Origin of the sequence: Parasutterella secunda (genome assembly GCF_016901835.1) — a bacterium.
Lineage (GTDB): Bacteria > Pseudomonadota > Gammaproteobacteria > Burkholderiales > Burkholderiaceae_F > Aphodousia > Aphodousia faecavium.
Map to the genome: position 1 here is coordinate 56,597 of NZ_JACJKX010000004.1, position 25,192 is coordinate 81,788.

Annotated in this window: 15 protein-coding genes, 6 tRNA genes and 1 pseudogene; 5 read left to right on the plus strand and 17 right to left on the minus strand. The window is 48.8% G+C overall.

Translation table 11 applies throughout. The features are described 5' to 3' along the window. Positions 1 to 168: 168 nt before the first annotated feature. The gene (locus H5985_RS03395; RefSeq protein WP_239481587.1) at positions 169 to 2,934 is read right to left on the minus strand and encodes a M16 family metallopeptidase; all 2,766 of its coding nucleotides are present in this window, start codon (positions 2,932 to 2,934) and stop codon (positions 169 to 171) included. 169 nt (positions 2,935 to 3,103) lie between these two features. Between H5985_RS03395 and H5985_RS03400 the strand changes: the two genes are divergently transcribed. Both H5985_RS03400 and H5985_RS03405 read left to right on the plus strand, forming a co-directional pair. After that, positions 3,104 to 3,703, plus strand: a complete 600-nt coding sequence (locus tag H5985_RS03400; protein WP_205049914.1) for a septation protein IspZ — start codon at positions 3,104 to 3,106, stop codon at positions 3,701 to 3,703. A gap of 25 nt (positions 3,704 to 3,728) precedes the next feature. Further along, on the plus strand, positions 3,729 to 4,523 hold the full coding sequence (locus H5985_RS03405) for a peptidylprolyl isomerase (protein WP_205049915.1): 795 nt from the start codon (positions 3,729 to 3,731) through the stop codon (positions 4,521 to 4,523). A gap of 83 nt (positions 4,524 to 4,606) precedes the next feature. Here the strand turns inward: H5985_RS03405 and H5985_RS03410 are convergent, their stop codons facing one another. From H5985_RS03410 to purL, 3 genes are all read right to left on the minus strand, one after another. Then, a complete protein-coding gene (locus H5985_RS03410; protein WP_205049916.1) occupies positions 4,607 to 5,836 on the minus strand; it encodes an MFS transporter in 1,230 nt (409 codons plus the stop codon). Between the two features lie 10 nt (positions 5,837 to 5,846). After that, the gene (locus H5985_RS03415) at positions 5,847 to 6,485 is read right to left on the minus strand and encodes a LysE family translocator (RefSeq protein ID WP_205049917.1); all 639 of its coding nucleotides are present in this window, start codon (positions 6,483 to 6,485) and stop codon (positions 5,847 to 5,849) included. Between the two features lie 86 nt (positions 6,486 to 6,571). Continuing rightward, a complete protein-coding gene (gene purL, locus H5985_RS03420; protein WP_239481589.1) occupies positions 6,572 to 10,519 on the minus strand; it encodes a phosphoribosylformylglycinamidine synthase in 3,948 nt (1,315 codons plus the stop codon). Positions 10,520 to 10,756: 237 nt separating this feature from the next. Here purL and H5985_RS03425 point away from each other — a divergent pair, with 237 nt between their 5' ends. Next, complete coding sequence (locus tag H5985_RS03425; RefSeq protein ID WP_205049918.1) at positions 10,757 to 12,316, plus strand: NAD(P)H-hydrate dehydratase; 1,560 nt, start codon at positions 10,757 to 10,759, stop codon at positions 12,314 to 12,316. A gap of 109 nt (positions 12,317 to 12,425) precedes the next feature. On the opposite strand, the gene H5985_RS03430 is transcribed toward H5985_RS03425, so the two are convergent. From H5985_RS03430 to lon, 7 genes are all read right to left on the minus strand, one after another. Then, complete coding sequence (locus H5985_RS03430; RefSeq protein WP_205049919.1) at positions 12,426 to 14,327, minus strand: SurA N-terminal domain-containing protein; 1,902 nt, start codon at positions 14,325 to 14,327, stop codon at positions 12,426 to 12,428. A gap of 159 nt (positions 14,328 to 14,486) precedes the next feature. Further along, positions 14,487 to 14,563: transfer RNA gene (locus tag H5985_RS03435), tRNA-Asp, on the minus strand. Between the two features lie 36 nt (positions 14,564 to 14,599). Continuing rightward, positions 14,600 to 14,676 (minus strand) — tRNA-Asp (locus H5985_RS03440). Between the two features lie 33 nt (positions 14,677 to 14,709). Then, a tRNA-Asp gene (locus tag H5985_RS03445) sits at positions 14,710 to 14,786 on the minus strand. An 82-nt stretch (positions 14,787 to 14,868) separates the two neighbouring features. Then, positions 14,869 to 14,945 (minus strand) — tRNA-Asp (locus H5985_RS03450). A 26-nt stretch (positions 14,946 to 14,971) separates the two neighbouring features. Next, a tRNA-Val gene (locus H5985_RS03455) sits at positions 14,972 to 15,047 on the minus strand. Positions 15,048 to 15,261: 214 nt separating this feature from the next. After that, positions 15,262 to 17,718, minus strand: coding sequence for an endopeptidase La (gene lon / locus H5985_RS03460; protein ID WP_205049920.1), 2,457 nt, complete (start codon positions 17,716 to 17,718; stop codon positions 15,262 to 15,264). 288 nt (positions 17,719 to 18,006) lie between these two features. Here lon and H5985_RS03465 point away from each other — a divergent pair, with 288 nt between their 5' ends. Further along, positions 18,007 to 19,245, plus strand: a complete 1,239-nt coding sequence (locus H5985_RS03465) for an RNA-guided endonuclease InsQ/TnpB family protein (protein ID WP_275096161.1) — start codon at positions 18,007 to 18,009, stop codon at positions 19,243 to 19,245. A 121-nt stretch (positions 19,246 to 19,366) separates the two neighbouring features. Here H5985_RS03465 and H5985_RS09635 read toward each other — a convergent pair. The 6 genes and pseudogenes from H5985_RS09635 to H5985_RS03495 all read right to left on the minus strand — a co-directional run. Next, a pseudogene (locus H5985_RS09635) lies at positions 19,367 to 19,498 on the minus strand (alanyl-tRNA editing protein); the annotation flags it as partial. Between the two features lie 36 nt (positions 19,499 to 19,534). Then, positions 19,535 to 19,999 carry an alanyl-tRNA editing protein gene (locus H5985_RS03475; RefSeq protein ID WP_205049922.1) on the minus strand — a complete coding sequence of 155 codons (465 nt, stop codon included), beginning with the start codon at positions 19,997 to 19,999 and terminating at the stop codon, positions 19,535 to 19,537. Next, the gene (gene clpX, locus H5985_RS03480; protein ID WP_205049923.1) at positions 19,999 to 21,240 is read right to left on the minus strand and encodes an ATP-dependent Clp protease ATP-binding subunit ClpX; all 1,242 of its coding nucleotides are present in this window, start codon (positions 21,238 to 21,240) and stop codon (positions 19,999 to 20,001) included. Before clpX ends, H5985_RS03475 begins: the two co-directional genes overlap by 1 nt. A gap of 65 nt (positions 21,241 to 21,305) precedes the next feature. Continuing rightward, on the minus strand, positions 21,306 to 21,923 hold the full coding sequence (clpP, locus tag H5985_RS03485; protein WP_275096164.1) for an ATP-dependent Clp endopeptidase proteolytic subunit ClpP: 618 nt from the start codon (positions 21,921 to 21,923) through the stop codon (positions 21,306 to 21,308). A 26-nt stretch (positions 21,924 to 21,949) separates the two neighbouring features. Further along, the gene (tig, locus tag H5985_RS03490; protein ID WP_205049924.1) at positions 21,950 to 23,251 is read right to left on the minus strand and encodes a trigger factor; all 1,302 of its coding nucleotides are present in this window, start codon (positions 23,249 to 23,251) and stop codon (positions 21,950 to 21,952) included. Positions 23,252 to 23,538: 287 nt separating this feature from the next. Then, the gene (locus H5985_RS03495) at positions 23,539 to 24,684 is read right to left on the minus strand and encodes an iron-containing alcohol dehydrogenase (RefSeq protein WP_205049925.1); all 1,146 of its coding nucleotides are present in this window, start codon (positions 24,682 to 24,684) and stop codon (positions 23,539 to 23,541) included. A gap of 92 nt (positions 24,685 to 24,776) precedes the next feature. Here H5985_RS03495 and H5985_RS03500 point away from each other — a divergent pair. After that, positions 24,777 to 24,865, plus strand: a tRNA-Leu gene (locus tag H5985_RS03500). The last annotated feature ends 327 nt before the right edge of the window (positions 24,866 to 25,192 follow it).

The following is a 25,192-nucleotide window of genomic DNA, read 5'->3' on the forward strand; positions in this document are numbered from 1 at the left end:
TAAAGAGATAATTTAATGAATTTATTAGCCTATTTTTCTCATTACTTCAAATTCTGTTTCATCATAAAAGCAACACTAAATAACGGAAAATTAGTCGACAAATACACAAAATAAGGCCGGTAGTTTTACCCACCGGCCCCAATAATTATTAACAGAATTGTTCAAAAATTATTCTTGGCTCATCGCCTTCTTCTGATCCCCTGCCAACACAACCGTCAAGCCGTTGCGATTGACCATCTTTCTGAAAGCGGCATTGACGTCCTCGAGCGTGAGTTTTCTAACGTTTTCGTCACGCTGGGCAGCCTCAGTCCAATCCACGCCTTCATTCATCATATTGCACCAATGGTAGGCAATGAGATTGTCCTGGCTACGGTTGACGGCACGGTATTCAATAAAGCCTTTCTTGGCTTCATCCAACTCTTGTTGGGTAAAACCGTCTTTTAGGACACGATCGATTTCTTCATAGAGGGCAATTTCCGCTTTTCGAAGATTTTGCGGGGCCAAAATAGCCTGCATCGTCCAACTAGCGGCATTGCCGAAAGCCGGAATATTGACGTTGCTGCCCGCGCCGTAACTTAAACCGTCTTTTTGACGTAAACGAAGCATCAGACGATTGGAGAGCCCCGTGCTTCCTCCGAAAATCCAGTTCGCAACAAGCATGGCATCTGAATCCGGATCATTCTTATTCTGGGCAAAGTCAAAGCGCGCGACGATCGTCGCATTTTCTTTATCAGGTGTATCGATAATGATGCGAGTTGCGGGCGTATCAAAATGCTCTCTCACAATACGCTCATAGGCAACGTGAGAGGCTTTCTTTGTCAGAATCGTTTGAAGCTGAGCTTTCACGCTTTCTGCATCAAAGTCACCGACAATAGAGATTTCTCCGCGGCCGATACCGAACTGTTGATCGTAAAAGGCTTTAACATCTTCAAGGGTTGCGGCTTCAACCGCTTCTTTTAATTCTTTACTCGTTAAGCGGTACCGCGGATCGCCCTTCGGGTAGTGATTAAAGTGTTCGGTAATGGCATCGCGCGCCATGATTCGAGGATCGTCCATCCTCGACTGCACATCAGTGATAAATTCAGCCTTTAATTCTTCAAAGTCCTTGGTGGGCATTGAAGATTCGGTCCAAAGCTCGGCAATGAGATTGAGTGCCTCAGGCAGATGTTCACGTGTCGTTGTGAATTGCCCGATATCACCTTCAACCTGAAGTTTAGTAAAGGCATCGTTAATCTGTTCACGCGTCATGGTTTGAGTGCCACGTTCGAGCATCGCACTCATCAAAGCCGATACCGCACGCTTATTTTGACGAGACTCAGGGTTGCCATAGCGGAACTGTGCACGCACAACCACCGTTTCCCCACGGGTTTTCTTGGGCAATAGTGCGACATTAACATCCCCGATTGCCAAGCGTTCCGTACGGGCATTTAAATTAGCAGGAGTCGAATCAAAGACTTCAGCCTCTTGTCCCTGTTCTTTAAATTGGTGTTGAGAGAGCACTTCGTCTAAAGTCGGCGCGGGACTCATTTGTGCACGTTGCGGGTTGTTATCCGGGATAAAAGTACCCACCACTCGATTATCTCGCACAAAGTAGCGTTTCCAGGCAGCCATCACATCTTCGGGCGTCATTTTCTCCCAGCTGTCACGATGTACAAAGAAAAGGCGCCAATCACCCAATGCGATAAAGTCCGACACATCTACGCCGAACGTTTCGGGATCCGCAAACGTTCTTTCATAAAGCGTCTTTTCTTCTCGAGCCATGAGACCCAAGTCTTCAGCCTTCAATGCTTCCTTATCAAAAGTACCCTCAACTGTTTCAATGAGCACCTGTTTGGCTTTTTCAATATCCCCGCCCTTAGGCAACATGGCACCAAACATGGCCAAACCCGGATCGTGCGCGGGCATGGGCCAGGCAAAAACCTGAGTAGCCAATCCCGTCTCCACCATCGCTTTGTGCAACCGTCCGCGAGGCGTATCACCCAATACATCCGCACCTAAATTAATGAGCTGAGCATCCGGGTGAAGCGCTGCGGGAATGCGATAACCCACGGCCACCACGGTCATTTCACCTGCACGACGGATTTCAAAAGTACGCGGACCGTCAGCCACGGGCTCTTCGGTCCACTCTTTTTGCAAAACACGCGTGGGCTTCGGAATGGCTCCGAAAATACGTTCGATCTTTTGAAGGGTCTCTGCTTCATCAAATTTGCCTGAGACCATCAGCACGGCATTATCGGGTTGATAGTACTTACGGTAGAACGCCTGAAGGTTTTCAATTTTGACGTTTTCAATATCGCTTCGGGCACCGATCGTGCTGTTGCCATAGTTGTGCCAGTCAAAGAGCACAGATTGCATGCGCTTTAAAAGAACACTTACGGGATTGTTTTCTCCCATTTCAAATTCATTGCGCACAACAGTCATTTCCGTGTCCAAATCCTTTTGAGCGATAAAGGAGTTGGTCATGGCATCAGCGCTCCACCCTAAAGCCCAATCAAGGTTGTCATCGACGGCATTGAAGGAGACAAAGTAATTCGTGCGGTCAAGCCACGTCGAGCCATTCATCTTAAAGCCGCGGCGGGTAAATTCTTTAGTGGGTTCTGGGTAATTTTTCGAGCCCTTAAACATTAAGTGCTCAAGCAGGTGCGCCATCCCCGTCTCACCATAGCCTTCATGGCGAGAGCCCACGAGGTAAGTCATGTTCACGGTAATCGTGGGTTTGCTTGAATCCGGGAAAAGCAACACTTTAAGGCCATTGGCAAGACGGTATTCCGTTACGCCTTCAACGGTCACGATCTTTTGAGCCGATTGAATATTTTGAACGACTTGAGCTGTTTCTGTCATAGGAGTGTTCGCATCCTTATTCCAAAATGTATAACCCACTGCGCAAACCACAACGATTCCTGCAGCAGTGAGCCATTTCATGTTCTTATTCATATTTTTTCTTCCTTCGCTTCAGTAAAAGGAACGCTGTCAGAGTGTAACCCACTAGATTTGGAAGAAACCCGACAAAGTGTATCGAAGTATTGCGATTTACGCACGAAGTCATGCTTTGCGCTATAGTGGCAAAAATTTTTCATCCCCTAATTAATAAATAAGAGTTACCGTGAAGGCCTTTTTTGATCTGCTCCCCGTCATCTGTTTTTTCATTACGTTTAAATTAGCAGGATCCTACACCGCTGAACTTACCCCCATTTTTCCGGTCACCCCCGATCTGATTCCGATTGTCTCAGCCACGGCCGTTATCATCATTGCAAGCCTTCTTCAGATGGGCTTTCTTTTCATCAAAGGTCAAAAACCCTCCAAAATGGCTGTTTTTTCAACAGTTTTGGTGGTTTTATTCGGTGGCATGACCATCGCTTTCCAAGATCCCGCTTTCATTCAATGGAAGCCCACCCTGCTTTACTGGCTTTTTGCCGCCATTCTTCTTTTCGGTCGATTCGGTAAAAAGGATTACATCAAAACGGTTTTCACTGGCATCACAATGCCCGACTTTGCCTGGCGAAAAGTCGAGAACTTCTGTCTCGTCTTTTTAGTGGCCATCGGTTTTATCAACCTTTTTGTCGCCTACAGTTTCAGTATGGACATTTGGGTAGACTTCAAGCTCTTCGGGCTTTTGGGCCTGACACTTCTGTTTACAATTGGGCTGGGATTCTATGTCGCCAAATACGCTGAAGAGGCGCAAAATACAAAAATCAACCATTAATCACTCTTTGTTATAGAGGATAGTTATGCAACACAAAGCTTTAGTCGTCGGTTTGTCCTTGGCCCTGGCCTCCACTTTGGCCCTGGCGGCACCGTCTGCCGTCACCGTCAACGGCAAGACGATTTCCGCTCAAGCTCAGGAAAAAATCATTCAACAGATTGTTAAAAACGGTCAAAAGCGTACGCCTGAATTGGAAATGCAGGTCCGCAATCAGTTGATTCAAAAAGAAGTCCTGCTGCAAGAAGCCAATCGCCAAAAGCTCGCCAACCGTGCTGAGGTTCGTGATGCCATCAATAACGCCCGCGACAGCGTCTTAATCAACGCTTTGATCGCTGACTTCGCGAAGAAAAATCCCGTGAAGGATGCCGACGTGAAGAAGTTCTACGAAGAACAAAAGAAAGCCTATGGCGATAAGGAATACAAGGTGAGCGTCATTGCCGTGAAGACCGAAGCCGATGCCAAGAAGGTCACCGATGCGCTCAAAGACGGTGACAAGTTTGCCGATGTCGCAAAGAAGTACTCTGTCGATACCGGCACGAAGGATAAGGGCGGTCAGATCGATAACTGGACGTCTTCAGCCAATTTCCCGCAATTGGTGGGCTTAGCCATTCGTTCCTTGGATGACGGCGATTACACCGAAGTACCGGTTCGCGCCAACGGCGGCTACTACATCATTCGCGTGGATGATTCCCGTAAGGCTCAGCTCTTCCCGACCTACGATAAGAGCAAGGATCACTATCGCAACATGTTGGTTCAAACGAAGGTTCAACAAAACATTCAGGAACTTTTCCAAAAGGCCAACATCAAAGTCGGTAAGTAATCCGATTGTTACACTGAATGTTAAGGGGAGACCGATCGACTCCCCTTTTTCATACCTTCAAAGATTTGCTCAGTTAATAAAACTTAGTGTGCCTTTTCTTTTTGTTGTCCCACGCCCAATGCTGTCAGTAACGCACCGGTTTGGAATATACCCACCAAAATGAGTGCAAGTGAGAAGAACCCGGCATCGAGTAAGGGTCCGGCTATAAGCGGTGCCAGTGTTTGGCCGACATCCATACCGCAATAGGTGAAACCGTAGACGCGACCCAAACTTTTCGAATTTAAAAACGTCATGCATGCACCGCGAATGAGAATATCTCGTGAGGGAGTCGCCACACCGACACCGAACCCCATGACAGCCATAAGGGGTAAGACGCACCACGCTCCGAACCACTGAGATGCTAAAAGAATGGCCATCAGCGCAGAAAGCGACATGCTGGCAGCGATCACATAATCACTTCGCTTAAAGGCTTTAGCAACGTACGCACCGAGCACTGCGCCCACAATCGATCCGATCATGTATGCGGTCAGCCCCCCTGTAGCGATTTCAAGCCCGACATGGTAGGTAGCATTAAAGATAGACGGGGCAAAATTTTGCAAAATTCCCAAAGCAAAGGAATTGCAAAAGAAGAACAGGAAACAAAGCCACACAACAAGGAGCTTAAGGAAACCGAAGCCCACATCGGCTTTTTCATCGGCCTTTTTCTCTTCAGGGGTCAGGCCTTTGCCTTCGGTGAGGATTTTGTCAAAAAATGCGTTATGGGAAACCAAAGCAATGAGAACCAGCAAGGCCATTAATCCTGCGGTTGCTGCAGCCAGACGCCAGCTACCGGTAAAGCTTGCAACACCGACCATAATGATCGGCGCCAATGCCCAACCGACGTTACCCACCAGAAAGTGAATCGAGAATGCAAAAGGTAACCGTTCACTTGAAATACAGCGATTGATAATGGAAAAGTCTGTCGGATGGAAAACGCTGTTACCGAGCCCCGCGCAGGCCGCAACCGGGAAAAACCACCAATAGTTTTGTGCAAAGCTGAACAAAAACCCCGCAATCATCAAGAGGCTCACGCCACCATAAAGACACACTCTGGGACCAAGCTTATCCACCACGATGCCGCTTACGGCCTGCCCCAGGGAACTCGTAATAAAAAAGACCGTCATCACAGCGCCCATTTCGGCAAAGGAGGTACCGAATTCGGGCATGATCCATGGGAATAAGGGCGGAATGATTAAGTGAAAATAATGCGAGAGCCCATGGGCAGTACCCAATAAAGTAATGAGCAAAATGTCTTGTTTGCGGGCTTCAGTCATGATGATTTAATTAATTGGCTTTCCAAAGCAGAGTCGAAACGGCAAGTAACGTGAAAATCACCGAACTTGTCTTATTAAGGATATTCTGAACTTTCGGACTGCGCAATCGGTCTGCCAGCGTTCCTGCACACCAGGCAATGGCACTGAAAACCACCAAAGTGCAGACCAAAAAGGTCAATCCCATAATGTGCATCTGCACCATGACCTGGTTTTCAGTAGCCCCTTTAACAATAAATTGTGGGAAAAACGCTAAAAAGAAAATGAGTACTTTGGGGTTGGTGATATTCATGAGTATCCCTCGGCGCCACAATTGAAAATTGGTGAGTCTCGGGTACTTTTTCTCGGATTGTGCATCGCTACTCCCCACCGGTGCCCGCCAGGCGCCCCAAGCCAAATAAAGAAGATAAGCGGCCCCCGCAAACTGAATAATCATCAAAAGCGTGGGAGAAGCGGCAACGATCGCTGCCACACCGAATGCGGCCAACATCGTTTGAATAAAAACGCCGACACATAGGCCAAGCGTCACAAAAATACCGGCCCGAGCACCGTACATCGCAGATTGCAGCAAAACAAATAGATTGTCAGGACCTGGCGCCACAGCCAAGACAGCTGCCGCAATCGTAAAACTCACCCAAAGATCAAAAGGCATCACATTTCCTTTAAGCAATTAAAAAGCCCTTGCGTCTGTTTTAGAGAGCAAGGGCCGAAATTAATCCGATAACTTAACTGAAATCGTTATCCGACAAATTTTCTCGCGTTTCTGAACATACGCATCCAGGGGCTGAACTCACCCAGAGTATCCGGTGCCCAGCTCATTTGTACCGTGCGGTGCGTACGTTCCGGGTGCGGCATCATGATCGTGAAACGACCGTCCGGTGTGGTCACGCCGGTGATGCCGTCAGCAGACCCGTTGGGATTAAACGGATACACTTCCGTGGGGCGTCCTGCCGGATCCACGTAGCGCGCAGCCAATGTAGCCAGTTGTGCGTCTTCGGGCTTGAGCCATTGAACATGACCTTCACCGTGAGAATTCACAATCGGCATCATGCTGCCTGCCATCCCGTCAAAGAAGATCGAGGGGCTCTTCATCACTTCGACCTGCACCAAACGGGCCTCGAACTGTTCGCAGTCGTTACGGACAAACTGCGGCCAGTGGCTTGCTCCGGGAATAATGTTACGCAGGTGACTCATCATCTGGCAACCGTTACAAATACCTAAGGCAAATGTATCAGGACGGTTAAAGAAGGCGGAGAACATATCGACCATCTTGGGATTGCGCAAAATGGTGGTAGCCCAGCCGCCGCCGGCGCCCAAAACGTCACCGTAGGAGAACCCGCCGCAAGCGGCAAGACCGGCGAAGTCTTTGAGATCACTGCGACCGGTCAAAAGATCGGTCATGTGAACGTCAACCGCTTCAAAACCGGCTCGCGTAAAGGCTGCGGCCATTTCGGTTTGGCTGTTCACACCCTGCTCACGCAAAATGGCGATTCTCGGACGTACGCCCGTAGCGATAAAGGGTGCTGCCACGTCTTCTTCCGTATCAAAGGTGGTACGAACAAAAAGTCCCGTATCATCTTTCATCGTGCAGCGTTCATACTCTTGATCGGCACAGGCAGGATTGTCGCGCATACGGGCAATCTGCCAGGACACTTCGCTCCAGGCCTTTTGAAGCTCTCCACGATCCCCTTCATAGAGTACCTTGTCGTGAGCTTCAATATGAAGTTTGTCATCGCTCGTCAATTCACCGATAAAGTGCGTGCAATCGGCAAGGCCCGCCGCCGTCACGGCAGCATGGATTTCATCAATCCGGTCGGCACGAACCTGAAGCACGGCGCCCAATTCTTCATTAAAGAGCACAGGAAGAATATCCTTACCTTCAGCGCTGCCTGCCATGGAGCTTAAGTCCATACGAACACCCGTGTGGCCTGCAAACATCATTTCGGCAATCGTTGCCAAAAGACCGCCGTCAGAGCGATCGTGATAGGACAAGACGCAACCGGCCAATGTCAGTTTGCGAACAAGCTTCACAAAGCTTTGAAGTTTCTCCGAATCATCGAGATCCGGTGTAACGGAACCGAACTGCTGTGTCACTTGAGAAAGAATGGAGCCAGCCATGCGGTTCTTACCGCACCCCAAGTCAATGGCAACCAAAACGGACTCAACGTCTGTTTTAAGTTGCGGGGTCAGGGACAAGCGCACATCACGCACAGGCGCTGCAGCGGAAACAATGAGCGATACCGGAGACGTGACGGTCTTCTTTTCACCCGCATCATCCCAAGTCGTCTTCATCGAGAGACTGTCTTTACCGACAGGAATAGCCAATCCCATTTCTTGGCAAAGGGTACTTGCTGCACGCACGGCGTCGTAAAGCTTGGCATCTTCTCCGGCGGTGCCGCATGCGGCCATCCAGTTAGCAGACAATTTAACCAAACCCAACTCAATGTCGGCGCTTGCGATATTGGTAACCGCTTCACCGATTGCCATGCGGCTCGCGGCAGCCGAATCGGCAATAGCCAGAGGTGTTCTTTCGCCCATACTCATCGCTTCACCGCGATTGCCCACAAAGCTCAGATTCGTGACAGCGGCGTCAGCCACCGGCACTTGCCAGGGGCCCACCATTTGATCACGGTGAACAAGACCGCCCACCGTACGGTCACCGATCGTAATGAGGAAACTCTTGCTGCCCACCGTCGGGTGACGCAATACATCGCGAACCGCTTTAGCCAAATCAATACCTTTGGGATTAAATTCAGGAAGCGTTTGTTCGACGTGTGTCACCGTGCGATGCATGCGAGGTGCTTTACCCAAAAGCACTTCCATCGGCATATCTACAGCAGGCGTTTCGTTTTCTTCGCGTGTCACGACAAGCGTATTGTCTTCACTGATAGCACCTAAGACAGCATAGGGGCAGCGTTCACGCTTGCAGATCGCATCGAAGGTTTCAAGCGATTCGGGCGCAATGGCGATTGAATAACGTTCCTGGCTTTCGTTGCACCAGATTTCAAGCGGGCTCATACCGCTTTCTTCAACCGGCACTTTAGTAAGATCGAGCTTGGCGCCATGACCTGACAAATCAGCCAATTCGGGCATGGCATTTGACAGACCGCCTGCGCCCACGTCGTGAATTGCCAAAATGGGGTTTTTGTCACCGCTTGCCCAGCAGCGATCGATCACTTCCTGAGCACGACGTTCCATTTCGGCATTGCCGCGCTGCACGCTGTCAAAGTCAAGCGATTCGGAGTTCGAGCCCGTCGTCATAGAGCTTGCTGCACCACCGCCCAAACCGATACGCATGCCGGGGCCGCCCAAACTGATCAAAAGCGTTCCCGGGGGCAATGCTGTCTTATGAGTTTGGTCGTTGCGGATGTTACCGATACCGCCCGCAAGCATAATGGGCTTATGGTAACCGTAACGGGTTCCGGCCACATTGTTTTCAAACACACGGAAGTAACCCAAAATATTGGGGCGACCGAATTCGTTATTAAAGGCGGCAGCACCCAAAGGACCGTCCGTCATGATCGAGAGCGAACTGGCGATACGACCGGGTTTACCGTAAACCTTATCGCAATGTTCGGCTTGAACCGTCACATCCTTATCCGTTTCCCAATCCTGGGGCGCATCAGGCAACTGTAAAGAAGACACTGTAAAACCGCAAAGACCGGCCTTCGGACGAGCACCGCGACCGGTAGCCCCTTCGTCACGAATTTCACCGCCCGAACCGGTCGAAGCGCCCGGGAAGGGCGAAATCGCCGTGGGGTGGTTGTGCGTTTCAACCTTAAAGACCGTGTGCGTCAATTCCTCTTCTTCGGTAAAGACACGACCGAAAGATTCTCCTTCGGGTGTTCTGGGGTACAGACGCGGCACTTTTGCGCCTTCGAAAATAGCTGCGTTATCAGAGTAGGCCACAATGGTGCCGTCAGGATGTGCCTTATGCGTTTCGCGAATCATGCCGAAAAGCGTTTTTTCTTCATCCTTACCGTCGATTGTCCACTTGGCGTTAAAGATTTTGTGGCGGCAGTGCTCGGAATTGGCCTGGGCAAACATCATGAGTTCGACGTCTGTCGGATTACGCTTGGCTTTCGTAAAGGCCTCGGTCAAATAATCGATTTCGTCTTCACTCATGGCCAGACCCATTGAGAGGTTGGCTTCGGCCAAAGCCTGACGGCCTTGTGCCAAAAGATCAACCGTGACCATGGGTTTACCGGGCAACTCAAGAAAGAGCTCAGAGGCATCAATGTCAGCCTTGACAACGCTTTCTGTCATGCGATCGTGCAAGACGCCAGCCACTTGAGTCAAAATCTCAGCCGAAGGAGTATTGCCGTTAAAGTCCACGTTATAGAGCGTACCGCGCTCGACTCTCACAATCACATCCAACCCACAGTTGTGAGCAATATCGGTCGCTTTACTGGCCCAAGGACTGATGGTGCCCAAACGCGGAATCACCATAAACGTGGCATCGGCTTTAACATCAGCCGTTTCAAAGCCATAATGCAAAAGCGCCTGCAAACGGGCGCTTTCATCATCAGTTAAGGCTCTTTTGGCGTTCACGAAATGCACAAAACGTGCAGAGATGCCCTGAGCGGCAGGAGCGAACTCACGAATACGCTTTAACAAACGTTCGGCACGAAAGTCCGACAAAGCGCTGGTGGCCATTAATGTAAACATCGTTGCGGTGTTGGACATGGCAGATAGTTTCCCCAGGAAAGTCTTCGGTAACGAAGAAGAATTTAAAAGAAATCAATCAATTTATTATAAGTACCTGCCTCTTGATTTTGACTTTATCGAGACAATCCGGAGCTGTTTTTTAACTTTAGGTAAAGGTATTTTCAAATGTCTTTGGGAATGAACGAAAACATTAAACCTGTTTTTGACTAAAATGTCGCCAATAATTGTCGGTTAATTAAGGAGCGCTTTCAGACCATGTCTACCACGCTGTTAAGTTTAGAAGAATTGGGAGAATTGGAGACCCGATTGAGTCACGTTTTGCCCGAAGGCACGTTGATGGATCGGGCCGGTTTCGTAGCAGCCAACTGGATTGATGACCAGTGTGATGCAGCCAGCACAATTGTGATTCTTTGCGGTCACGGCAACAACGGCGGCGACGGCTACACGGCCGCTGTCCACCTCAAGAGCCGCGGCCATCATGTTATTTGCGTGGCAATCGGCGGGAAAAAGCCAAAGACCGCTGATGCTCTTCGCGCCTACAATCACTGGATTGAAAAAGGCGGCGAAGTCATTGATGATCCCTACATGGCACCCAAAGCCGATGTCGTGGTTGATGCCATGTTAGGTGTCGGCATTACGAAAGCCATCTCCGGTGACTTTATTGATGCAGCCTTATGGTTTAACGAACGTCAGGCTCTGCACATGGCTCTTGACGTGCCGACCGGCATCGATGCTGAAAAAGGCAATTGGGTGGGCGGCATCAAAGGGTGTGTGGCTGACATGACGCTTAACCTTATCAGTGCAAAGGCCGGGTGCTTCATGAATGACGGCAAAGATGCAAGCGGCATGGTGACGTTATCTGAACTTGATGTCTCCGTTCCCCTTTCCTCATTAAGCCTCATTGATACCGACGATTTCAAGCACATTCTTGAGTTGCGCAAGTACTACTCTCACAAAGGGACCTACGGTCACTGCGTGGTGATCGGCGGCGACAAAGGCAAGGTCGGTGCAGCACTCTTAGCCGCACGTGCCGCATTAAAACTCGGCGCCGGCAGCGTCACGGTTGAACTCATGGCACCTAATGCTCCGCTTTATGATCCGGCGCAACCCGAATTGATGATTACGGACGAACCGGTTGATTTTTCAAACGCTGACGTGATTGTGATCGGTTGCGGCTTAGGTTTCAGCCAAAAGGCCAAAGAGCGTCTGGTTGCTGCTGTGCGCTCTGATGTTCCTCTCATTATCGATGCGGACGCGCTCACCATGATCTCTCAAGATCAGTCGCTTGAAGATGAGGTTCTTGCCCGTAAAGCTCACACAGTCATCACGCCTCACCCGGGTGAAGCCGCTCGTATGTTGCATCGTGATGTCAAGAGCATTCAGGAAGATCGCGTCACGAGTGCTCGTGAGTTGTCCTTACAAACCGGAGCCATTACGGTCTTAAAGGGTACCGGCACGGTTGTGACTTTAAGAAGTTCACGCTCGTGGATCAACCCGACGGGCAACGCCTGTCTGGCCACAGCCGGATCCGGTGACGTATTAGCCGGCATGATCGGCGCATTCTTTGCTCAAAAGTTTGATATCGTCAGCGCCACGCTCGGCGCCGTATGGTTGCACGGCGAAGCAGTTCGCGCTCGCAATACCGGCATTGTTGCGATGGATATCTGCGATCGTGCAGCACGCGCTCTGGAAATTCTTCGTTGGGGCGGCAATCCCGATGATCTGGTTGACCCCTACGATGAGAGCGAATTTGTGCTCGATGAAGACGGTCCCGGTGAAGCCATTGCCCGCACGATGGGAAGCGAAGAAAATTAATTCGCGTTAAACGGTTTCTAAAAAGCCCGAGAAAACTCAATTTCCCGGGCTTAAATTTTGCCCCGGTCTGAATGGTTCTCAGCCGGGGCAATTCTTCAGCATTTAAAGTTTAGTGCTGTTCTTCTTCGCTCGGTTTGTAACCGGGCTTATATTCATCCTTGAGGATAACGGCACCGAACTTCTGCTCTAAGCCGCTGATAAAAGCGGTTTGTTCAGGGTTACTGTAAAGCTGAGCAAGTTCAGCCTTACGCATGGCTAATTGTTCAGGGCTTGCCTCAATTTTCTTCGCAGCCTGCACTTCGATCACAAAGTAAGAGCCCGAAGCCGTTTGCACACCCGTGAAAACCGGAAGCTTATCGGCTTGCGGACGGAGCGCAGCAGTGACAACCTCATAGGCGTAAGCACCGGGACGTTCGCGAGAAATCACAGCCTTTTCGCCAAAGGCGCTGCCGGAGGCCTTCTTCTCGGTGAGCTTGGCAATATCGGCCTTACCCTGATCCTGAGCAGCAGCCACCGCCTTTTGATTCTTTAAGTGATCCAAAATGTCAGCCTTGACCTGATCAAGCGTTTTGACCGCTTCACGATTATGTGTGACCACTCGAGCCGACAAGAGTTGATTGGTACCCACTTCAATGGCGTTGGAATTGCGTTTATCTTCGAGCACATCAAAGCTATAGAGTGCCTCAACAACATTGGGGTTAATGAGTTGATGCTCAAAGTTACGAGTCACGCCCTTCATCGTTTCAATCTTCAGACCGAAGCGTTCTGCAACGGGTTGAAGCGACTCGCTTTGTTCGTAAACCATGTTGGAGAATGTTTCAGCGTCTTCGGCAAAGGCGCGGATTGCAGCCTGCTGTTGATAAAGCGCTTCAATTTCACCTCGAACATCATTTAAGGGCTTAGCTTGAGCAGCCTTAATGTCATCGATGCGGATGATGTGGTAGCCGAATTGAGTCTTCACCGGTGCAACAAGATCGCCCTTCTTGCCGGAGAAAACAGCCTTTTCAAATTCCGGAACCATCATGCCTTTTTGGAAAAAGCCCAAGTCTCCGCCTTGACGGGCGCTGCCGGGATCGGCGGACTTGGTCTTCGCCAATTCGGCAAACTTGGCGGGTTCAGCCTGAAGTTGCTTATAGAGCTCGTCGGCTTCTTTCTTAGCTTGAGCATCATCTTTCTTCGCATCCACTGCAATCAGAATGTGGCTGGCACGACGCTGTTCAGGCGTAGAGAAGCGTTGCAGGTTTTGCTCGTAGAAGGTCTTGATGTCTTCTTCACTGGCTTTAATGTTCTTGTAGCTTTCGGGAGACAACACGACATATTCAATATCGACGCTTTCAGGCACCGCAAATTGAGCCTTATTTTGATCATAGTAGGCTTGGGCTTCAGCATCGGTCACGGTCACAGTCTTCATAAAGCGATCAGGCTTAATTTCATAAGTGCGGATCGTGCGCTCTTCGGTGAGAAGATCGTGGATGCGTTGAGCAACGGTGTTGCTGGCAAGCGTCGTTTGAGACACAGAAGACAGAAGCATCTGACGGGCGAGATCGCGACGAAGTTCTAAAACGAACTGTTCATCGGACTTACCCATACTGCTCAAAAACTGTTGATACGCTTCAGTAGAGAACTTACCGTCACGTTGGAAAGCCGGGGCTTGCTTAACGAGGTTGATGGCGTCGGCTTCACCCACATTGACGTATTCAGAGGCAATTTCAAGAGACACGGCACGGTCACTGATCAAAGCGGCCAGAATCGAAGCTCGCGCTTCAGTCGTATCGAGCATATTGGCTCGGAAGCTCTGTCCCAATTGACGACGCAGATTATCCAAATATTGACGTTTGGCATTATCAAAATCCATGGGCGTAATAGAAGTCTCACCCACAGTGGCCAAATCGTTTTCCGAGTCGGACATGCGGTTATAACTGTAAATACCCGTGACCACGAACGACGGAATGATGAAAATCATGGCGATAAACATCATCCAACGCTTGTGCGTACGAAAAGCCTGAAGCATTTCTAATTTCCTAAATAAAACAAAAAATCGGTAAGTGTGGAGAGAGTCCACAAAAATGTGTTTATTCTAGCAATTCAGGGCAAAGCGCGCTGACGAATTCCAGAAAAGTACACGAAACTTTACGAAATTGAGCGATTGAGGAAAAAGAAGAGAAGAGGCTGGCGGAGTGGACGGGACTCGAACCCGCGACCCTCGGCGTGACAGGCCGATATTCTAACCAACTGAACTACCACTCCGAACCTGAGAGGCTTGATGCTTTCTTCGATAGCTGTTGGCGGAGTGGACGGGACTCGAACCCGCGACCCTCGGCGTGACAGGCCGATATTCTAACCAACTGAACTACCACTCCGAAACCGAAGAGGCATCTTTGAACAATCAGAGCTGGCGGAGTGGACGGGACTCGAACCCGCGACCCTCGGCGTGACAGGCCGATATTCTAACCAACTGAACTACCACTCCCCTGTTTGGAACGGATTGTTCAAATTATTTGACGACTTGCTTCAGCCGCAAGAGGCAAGTTTACTCGCTTTTTGAAAAAGCTTGGCGGAGTGGACGGGACTCGAACCCGCGACCCTCGGCGTGACAGGCCGATATTCTAACCAACTGAACTACCACTCCGGCAGACTTGCATGCGTCTGAAACTGTGGTGGGTGCTAAGAGGTTCGAACTCCTGACCTACGCCTTGTAAGGGCGCCGCTCTACCAGCTGAGCTAAGCACCCACAGCTATCAAACAGAAGCACGCATATTACACTACAAAACGGCTGAATTCAAGGGTCAGAACAAACTTTTTCGCAAAAAAAGACTCATTGAGTCCATTCGTACCAAATACTGAACGGCCAATAATGAGGAATCGGAGAATCTGCCGTCCGACACAAAATAAAAGAAAGGGGTGAGAACGAACCCACCCCTTACGGTTAACTAAAAATTAAGCGGTTAAGATGCAGCCGATCCGGTTTGATTACCTAAGATTGGCTGAGCGATAACATCGGTCTTCACACCGCTTTCAAGCGCTTCAAAACGCTTCATCGGATTTTTGACCAATGCAATGGGCAAAATTTCATCAATCCATTTGACAGGAATAATTTCCAAACCGTTTTTCACGTTTTCCGGAATTTCCTGTAAATCCTTCACGTTGTCTTTCGGGATAAGGACTGTCTTAATGCCTGCTCTCAAGGCTGCAAGCAATTTTTCCTTAAGGCCGCCGATTTCGAGAATTTCACCGTGAAGCGTAATTTCACCGGTCATTGCCACATCGGGTCTGACGGGAATCTTCGTGAGCGCCGAGACCATTGCGGTCGTAATGGCGCCGCCCGCACTCGGCCCGTCCTTGGGCGTTGCCCCTTCGGGGAAGTGCAAGTGCCAATCGGTTTTACCGAAGATATCCGGATCGAGTCCTAAGCTGTCAGCGCGAGCCCGCACCACACTGCGCGCAGCTTCAACGGATTCTTTCATCACATCACCGAGGCTACCCGTACGCTGCACCTGACCTTTACCCGGGAAAACTGCCGCTTCGATTTGCAGCAGGTCGCCACCGACTTCAGTCCAGGCCAAACCGTTGACTTGGCCGATCTGGGGTTCTTTCTGTGCCAGGCCGATACTGAAGCGTCTTACGCCCAGGTAATCGGCAATGTTGGCCGAATTGACCACAACGGTTTCAATGGCCTTCTTCTTTGAACCGCGTTTTTTCGGTTCTGCGCCTTGAGCCATCAAAGCGTTTTTCACGGTCTTGCGGCAAATCTTACTGATTTCACGTTCCAAACCACGCACCCCTGCTTCACGCGTGTAATAACGAATGATGTCAAGGACCGCTTCGTCTTCGATCGTGAGCTCCTTGTCTTTGAGCCCGTTTAACTTCATCTGTTTCGGGATCAGGTGGCGCTTGGCGATATTGAGTTTTTCATCTTCGGTATAGCCCGAGAGGAAAATCACTTCCATACGATCAAGCAGCGCCTGCGGGATGTTCAGCGAATTGCTCGTTGCCACAAACATCACATCCGACAAATCGTAGTCGACCTCAACGTAGTGGTCCTGGAAGGTGCTGTTTTGTTCCGGATCGAGCACTTCCAACAGGGCGCTTGCCGGGTCGCCTCGGCTATCCATCCCCATCTTATCGACTTCGTCTAATAAAAAGAGCGGGTTGCGTACACCGGCCTTGGTGATGCTCTGGATAATCTTGCCGGGCATTGAACCGATATACGTACGGCGGTGACCGCGGATTTCAGCTTCATCTCGCACACCGCCCAAGGCCATACGAACAAACTTACGATTGGTCGCACGGGCAATGGACTGTCCCAAACTTGTTTTACCGACACCCGGAGCCCCGACCAGACACAGAATCGGCGCCTTGACCTTATCGACTCGAGATTGAACGGCCAGGTATTCCAGAATACGTTCTTTAACCTTCTCAAGTCCATAATGATCGGCTTCGAGAATGTCACTGGCTTCCTTAATGTTTTTGCTCACACGGCTCTTCTTTGTCCACGGCAGAGCCAAAAGCGTATCAAGATAACCACGAACAACAGTCGCTTCTGCACTCATGGCGGGCATCATGCGAAGTTTCTTCAATTCCCCTTCGCACTTTTCACGAGCCTCATCACTCATACCGCTCTTGGCGATCTTCTCGGCATACTGATCAATGTCAACCGATTCATCTTCACCGCGGCCGAGTTCCTTTTGAATAGCCTTCATCTGCTCGTTGAGGAAGTATTCGCGCTGATTGCGGTCCATCTGGCGCTTAACCTGGCGCTGAATCTTTTCTTCAATCTGCACCTTATCGATGAGTTCACTTACTCGAGCCAACACTTTTTCAACACGGTGAATCAGATCAGGCTCTTCGAGCAACTCCTGGCGCTGTTGAGCAGAGATATCCAAATAGTTGCAAGCCAAATCGAGCGTTTCCTCGAGCGTATTTTTATTTTTCAAAAGACTGATCAGATCTTTGGGCAAAGCGGTATTGACCTGCGTGAAATTATTAAACGCAGTCATCAAAGCTTTCAACCACGCCTCTTCTTCCAACGGTTGATCAGGACGAACCGTCGGGAAGGGATTAACCATGGCACTGATGTAGGCTTGAGAAAAATCGAGCCATTCAACCTTGACGCGATACAAAGCATTAATTAACAGCTTGACCGAACCGTCTTGAAGCGTGATGCGTTGCAGCACACGTGCAACAACACCGACATCATACAAATCGCTTTCTTTCGGTTCGTTCACATCCGGTTTTTTCTGAGTCAAAATCACAATCTGGTCGCTTTCGCCCATCGCTTGAATAGCCGCGAGACTCATTGCACGGCCCGCGTAAACGGGTTGAATGCATCCCGGGAAAATAACCATGTCACGCAAAGGGAGAACAGGCAACACAGCTTGTTTTTTCGTAGAGTTCTTTGTCATTGATTTTCTTACCATAGAGACCATTACAGGGCGTATATGGGGATAAAAATAGAAATTTCAACCCCAAAAAACCTAATCACATTAATTTGAGTCTAGCCTATCAGCTTTCGTTAGCGTTGAGACCGCCGGTAGACAAACGGATACAAAAAAAGAAGGTTTATCACCATCGTCGTAAAACCACCCCATTTATGAGGTGGATATAAGACAGCAATCCAAAGGATTGCTATAAATCAACAAAGTGCTTTAAATATATTGATTGTTGAGATCTAGTTATGATACGATTCAGTCATGTCATTTGTATCATATCGATTTAGGATCTATCCAAACAGCTTGCAGCGTCAATCTATGATTGGCCACTTCGGTTGCACCCGTTGGGTTTTCAATCGTTACCTCTCTGAGGCTGATGATTGTTACAAACAAACCGGTAAAACCATGAGGTGCAATGATTTCATTGTCCGTTTGGTCAAATTGAAAGAAGAATACCCATGGCTTAAGGATGTCAATTCACAATCGCTTCAAATGGCAGCCCGCAATGCTGACCGGGCCTTTGTGAATTTCTTTGAAAAACGAACAAAGCATCCTCGCTTTAAAAGTAAACACAGCAGCAGGCAATCTTTTCACTGTCCTCAGAACTGTAAAGTTCTATTCCCGGAAATAGGAACAAAAGGTCATATCGTTTTACCCAAAATCGGACCGATTAAAGCCATCTTACATAGACGCTTTAACGGTACGATTAAAACCGTTACGGTTGTCAGGGAAGCCTCAGGCAAGTACTACGTCAGTGTTCTGGTTGATGATGCTCAACCCGAAGTTGTACCGGATACGATTGATTTTGAACGTACGGCAGGCATAGATGCCGGCATTAAAACGGCGTTTACGGTTGTGAGTCAGAGCGGAACGGAAAAAATCGATAATCCGACGTTTTTGAAAAAACATTCTGAGCAACTAAAAAAACAGCAAAAGCGATTGGCTCGATGTCTGCGTATCGTCAACGTTAAGGAAAATGAAAAAGGAGAAAAAGTAAAGGAAGTCACCGTCTCAAAACGCTATGAGAAGGTGAGAAAAGAGTTAGCCCGCACTCATGAGAGAATTCGCCATAGCCGCAAGAACTGGATCGATCAAATCACTCATAGATTAGTCAACGATAGTCAAGTGACAACCTATGTGATTGAAGATCTGAATTTAAAAGGGATGGTTAAGAACCATCATCTGGCTCGAGCGGTATCAGATGTTGGGATCGGCAACTTCTACCGAACGCTTCGATACAAGTTGAAAGCGGTCGGAAAAAACCTGATCGTAGCGGGGCGGTGGTACCCGTCCAGTAAACGGTGTCCGGAGTGTGGGGCCAAGAAAGAGAGTTTGACATTGAAGGAACGTGACTGGCGCTGTACGCAGTGTGGTCACGAACATGACCGGGATGAAGCCGCAGCGCGAAACTTACGTCATTGGGTTAAGCTCTCAGAATCAGACAAACACCGATACGGCCGGAACGGCCGTGCGCTGGAAGAGGAAGCGATTCCTTTTTGAAGAGTTCCCCCGAGGACAGACCCGTCGGTGCGGGTTCCTCGGCGAGAGGCTTGAACCTGAACGGTTCAAGCGGGTCGCGCGAAGCTCCGCCCTTTCAGGACGGTGTAGTTCACGCAAAATTTCAGTCAACACTATAAGAGACCGAGATTTGACCTTTTTTCAGTTTGATTTTTGAAATATGCACCGTACCGATATCACGAGTATTGAGTACATGGGTGCCGCCACAGGGATAAGGTTCAAGTTCTCCCCAGGTGACAGTTCTTAATCCATGATCCTCGGCTGTCTTGCGTCACAGTCCCTGGGCAATAATGCCGTTAACCTCATTTTCAAACGTTAAAGGATCAGGCAAAACAATTGTTGAGGGATCGTTCGGTTCAGAAATGACTCGGGCTTCACCGGGAAAATGGTTGCCTCGCGTCGCATGCCAGCCGCGTCTGTCACCGACCAGGCCGATAATGTGACCGGCTGAGTGCAACCGAGTATTAAGAGATCGAAGGGCAGCGTTCACCGTCAGTTGAACACTCCCCTCAACCGGCGCCATCAGCCAATGAATGATGCCTTCAGCCGTATGGACAACCTTTTTAACTTCCATTCCGTTGATATGACCGATATCAGACGGCTGTCCGCCACCTTGCGGATGAAAAATCGTTTTGTCGAGTTGAACCGCCCAAAGACCGTCTTCGAGCGGCTCACACGATACGACTGTTGCCGTCGCTTTTAATTCATCAGAATAAAGATAAAGCGCTTCGGTCATCAGCGAACATAGGTCGGTTTGGCGGATTCGTTAATCACGCGATCATCAACCACGACTTCTTTAACATCGCCCAATTGCGGAACTTCGTACATCACATCGGTGAGCACGCTTTCCACAATGCTGCGCAGACCACGAGCGCCGGTCTTACGTTTAATGGCTTTCTTAGCGATCGCTACCAACGCAGGTTGCGTCACGGTCAGTTTCACGCCTTCCATGGCAAAAAGGGCTTCGTACTGTTTGATGAGAGCATTTTTGGGTTTTACCAAAATGCTGATCAACGCTTCTTCGGTTAACTCTTCCAAAGAAGCAATCACAGGTAAACGTCCCACCAATTCGGGAATCAAACCGTATTTGACCAAATCGGTCGGTTCGACCTGAGCAAAAAGCTCTGTAAGGGACTTTTCGTTCTTGCTCTTTAATTGAGCAGCAAAGCCGATACCGGCACGCTCCCCACGACGTTGAATAATCTTATCGAGCCCGTCAAAAGCGCCACCGCAAATAAAGAGAATATTGGTGGTATCGACCGTCACCATGGCTTTGCCGGGGTTCTTACGACCACCCTGTTGAGGTAAATTGGCCTGCGTACCTTCAATGAGTTTCAACAAAGCCTGCTGAACGCCTTCACCGGACACGTCACGCGTGATGGACGGATTTTCGCTCTTACGGGCAATCTTATCGAGTTCGTCAAGATAGATGATGCCGCGTTGAGCGCGTTCAATGTCGCCGTCAGCAGCTTGTAAAAGTTTCAACACCACGTTTTCAACGTCTTCACCCACGTAACCGGCTTCGGTGAGCGTCGTCGCATCGGCAATGGCAAACGGAACATCAAGCATGCGAGCTAAGGTTTGAGCAAATAGCGTTTTACCGGAACCGGTCGGACCGATCAGCAAAATATTGCTCTTAGCGAGTTCCACATCAACACTTTTTTCTGTTAAGTGTTTCAATCGCTTGTAGTGGTTATAAACCGCTACAGACAAAATTCTTTTGGCACGATCCTGTCCGATCACATACTGATCAAGACGCTCGAAAATCTCATGGGGTTTAGGCAAAGGCTTATCAAGGAAAGTTTCCTTTTTGCCCTCTTCAGATTCCGAGTCGGTCTGAACCGCCTCTCCTGTCATGGATTCCAAAGCCATGCGGGCACAATCCGAGCAGATGCTCACCCCATTGGCGCTCACCATGTGTTCGACTTCATTTTCACCGCGTCCGCAAAACGCGCAATGTTTTTGTTTATCAGACATTGAAACCCTTAATTAAGAAAAGGGAGGTCAGCGCCTCCCCTGATGAAACGGATCGTTCAAACGCTTTACTTCAACATTTGACCGCGCTTGACATAAATCTCGTCAATAATACCGTATTGTTTGGCTTGAATCGGATTCATGTAGTTGTCACGGTCAGTATCACGAGCAATCGTTTCAATCGATTGGCCCGTGCGTTCGGCCAAAATGGTATTGAGCGTAAGTTTCAAATCCAAAATTTCTTTGGCCTGAATCTCAATATCGCTAGCCATACCTTGAGAACCACCAGAAGGTTGATGGATCATGATTCGGGAATTGGGCAAGGCAAAACGTTTGCCCTTGGCGCCGGCTGCCAAGAGGAACGCACCCATACTGGCAGCCATACCCACACAGATCGTGCTCACATCGGGCTTGATGAACTGCATCGTGTCATAAATGCCCATACCGGCGTAAACACTGCCTCCGGGGCTATTGATGTAGAGCGAAATATCTTTATCCGGATCTTCACTTTCAAGGAAAAGAAGTTGGGCGATGACCAAATTGGCACTTTCCGTGGTAACCGGTCCCGTTAAAAAGACCACACGATCGCGCAATAAGCGCGAGAAAATGTCAAAGGCGCGCTCGCCCCGACCGCTTTGTTCAACAACGGTCGGCACAAGGTTCATATCTGCAAAAGTCATCGCCATAACTTCTCAATCCTTACTAAAGCGAATTACAAACCACCCATCAATTTGTCGAATTCGACTTTTTCTTCGGTGGTCTTAGCCTTGCTCAAAGCCCATTCGGTAATCTTGTTTTCCAAGACATAGGCTTGGGCATCGCTCATGCGGCGGGCATCGCCCATGAACCACTTCTTGACTTCTTCCGGATCTTCGTAGCTGGCAGCCAATTCAGCCACGTGAGCTTCGACTTCTTCCTTGGTCGGAGTCAAGTTTTCCTTTTCAACCAAAGCGTTCACGAGCAAGCCCAAACGCACACGGCGTTCGGCTTGTTCCTTGAACATTTCAACAGGAACCTTGTGTTGCTTCGGATCCATGCCGCGAGCGGACATATTTTGTTCGAAGCCGCGAGCCAAAGCTTGTTGTTCTTCAGCAACCAAAGCCTTCGGAAGATCGAAATGGCAGGCGTCGTTCAAAGCATTCATCACACCGTCTTTGGTTTGCTGAGTGATACGAGCCTTCACTTCGCGCTTGAGGTTAGCGGCGATTTCTTCACGCATCTTAGCGACACCGTCATTGATGCCGAGCTTCTTAGCGAATTCGTCATCAATTTCAGGCAACTTAGCCACTTCAATCTTGGTGAGTTCCACTTCGAATTCAACCGTCTTACCGGCCAATTTTTCAACGTAGTCAGCCGGGAAGGTCATTTCGAAGGTCTTCTTTTCACCCGTCTTCATACCCATGACACCCTTTTCAAAGTCAGGGAGCATTTGGCCGGCACCGATCACAAAGGCAAAACCATTGGCCGTACCGCCTTCAAAGGGCGTACCGTCGAGCTTACCGACGAAGTTGATCGTGACACGCTTATCTTCAGCGGCAACGCCTTCTTCTTCAACTTCGTAGACAGCACGTTGCTTACGCATAATCTCGAGAGTCTTTTCGACTTCGGTGTCCGTCACTTCACAGACAAAGCGCTTCAATTCAACATCTTTCAAATCGGGCGTTTCCACTTCCGGGAAAACTTCAACCGTAGCGGTGAATTGCGGATCAACGTCATCCTTGATTTCACCCTTCGGGGCGATTTCAGGAGCACCGGCAACCTTCAGACCGGCTTCTTCGACAGCCTTTTCATAAGCTTGACCGATCAGGTGATTCATGGCGTCCATGTAAGCTTGAGCGCCGTACATTTCGCGGACCATCTTCATCGGAACCTTGCCCGGACGGAAACCGTGAGCCTTAGCGGTCTTAGCGCGGCGCTTAAGGATCGTTTCGGTATCAGCCTTCAATTGTTGAGCCGAAATCGTCAAGTCAAGGGTACGTTCCAAAGAACTCTTCGTGGTTTCTTTTTCTGTCATTTTCTACTACTAAATTAAATGTCCGAAATGATCGGTCATTCCGAACGGTTCAATAGTCAGGGAACAATCTCCCCGTCCAATAAAAATTTGTCGTGGTGCAAAACCGAATCTTTTGCACAGAAACGCTTGATTATAGCCATTGCGTGGTTAAATTTGTGGTTCAAGTTCAATTATTTGAATTCGTTGAGAACTTTAAATTTCAATCCAACCGTCTCAATGACCACCAATCAATTTAATGCGAAACTTTAATAGTTGCGAATAATTTCTTATTTTTCAATAAGATGAAATTACAGTCTTCTCATTAAAATTTCACGAGCAACATCTCCCGTCACATTTTGAGCTTCGCCAAGCTTTACTCCCCTTTCATTAAATCGACGGGCAATTTCTTCAATCACATCAATACCGATATTCTTCTCGGATAAGCGTGTAGCCAGTCCGAGCGATTTAAAGAAAGACTCAATTCTGGCAATGATTTCATCAATTCTTTTATCATCGTCCCCTTCAACAATCCCTAAAACTCGGGAACCGAATTGAAGCAGTTTATCTTTTTTCTGTTCTCTTAAAACATCAATTGTGCCAGGGTAGACGATCGCTAAGGATTCTCCGTGAGTGACTCCGCACAAAGCGGTCAGTTCGTGACCGATCTGGTGGGTGGACCAGTCCTGAGTGATCCCCATGCGAATAAAGTTATTCAATGCCATGGTTGCACTAAACATGTAGTCGCTCATGACTTCATAGTTATGGGAATCAGCTTTGATAAGTGGAGCTATTTCCATAGCGGTGGCAATCACGCCTTCAGCCCATCTGTCGAGAACTCTGTTTTGACCGGTTGTGGTCATATACTGTTCAAAGCAATGCACAACAATATCGGCCAAGCTGCAGGAAATTTGATAGGGAGGCAACGAATACGTTGTTTCAGGATCCAAAATGGAAAAAACCGGATAATCCCCTCTGAAAGAGAATTTTTCCTGAGTTTCATGACAGGAAATAACCGCACCGTTATTCATTTCAGAACCTGTTGCAGGCAGAGTCATCACGCTGGCAAAGGGTATTTGTTTAGGGGCAGTACCGGATTTCACAATGTCCCAGGCATCTTTTTCGTGTTCTGCAATCGCCGCTGCAATCAACTTTGTTCCATCCAATACCGAACCGCCGCCAACGGCCAACAGCATATCGACTTTTTCTTCCAGTCCGAGTTGCACCGCTTTTCTCAATGTTTCGACTGCAGGATTCGGTTCAATTCCCCAAAACTCGATAACAGCGTGATCCTTCAAAGCGATCTTAACCTGCTCATAAACTCCATTTCGTTTGACGCTACCGCCCCCGAATGTAATCAATACCTTTTTATCGATCGGAATCAGTGATTGCAATTGTGCAATCTGACCTTTGCCGAAAACCAATTTGGTTGTGTTTTGAAAGACAAAATTAAACATAGAGACTCCGAAAAAAATCAGCTCTCGACTATTCTAAATGAGGGGAAACAATCAGAACAAAAAAATATTTTCAGGTACAATGAGCGATCTGTGCGGGGATGGCGAAATTGGTAGACGCACCAGGTTTAGGTCCTGACGCCGACTAAAAGGCGTGTCGGTTCGAGTCCGATTCCCCGCACCATGTTACGCTACAGCGAAAATGTCACCTTCCTTTTGTCAGGATGTTCAACATACACTGATATCGCCCCTTCTACACACGCTTAAATAACCGAAACATCAATCAGTTGTTCCTTTTTTGCTAAGGGCTTTCCCTCCGGTCCCTGACACATATGAACTGATTTATTTTGATTACTCTTTTGCTCTGTCAATCTCTATGGCAAAGTTGCTTCGTCAGATGTGACATTGTCGTTGTGGTTTAACAAAACGATTGGTCTGTTACGTTCTTTGATAAAATAGCGCCTGTTGTCCGACGGGGTTTGCATAGTTACTCGTTCAATATTGGGAGGTT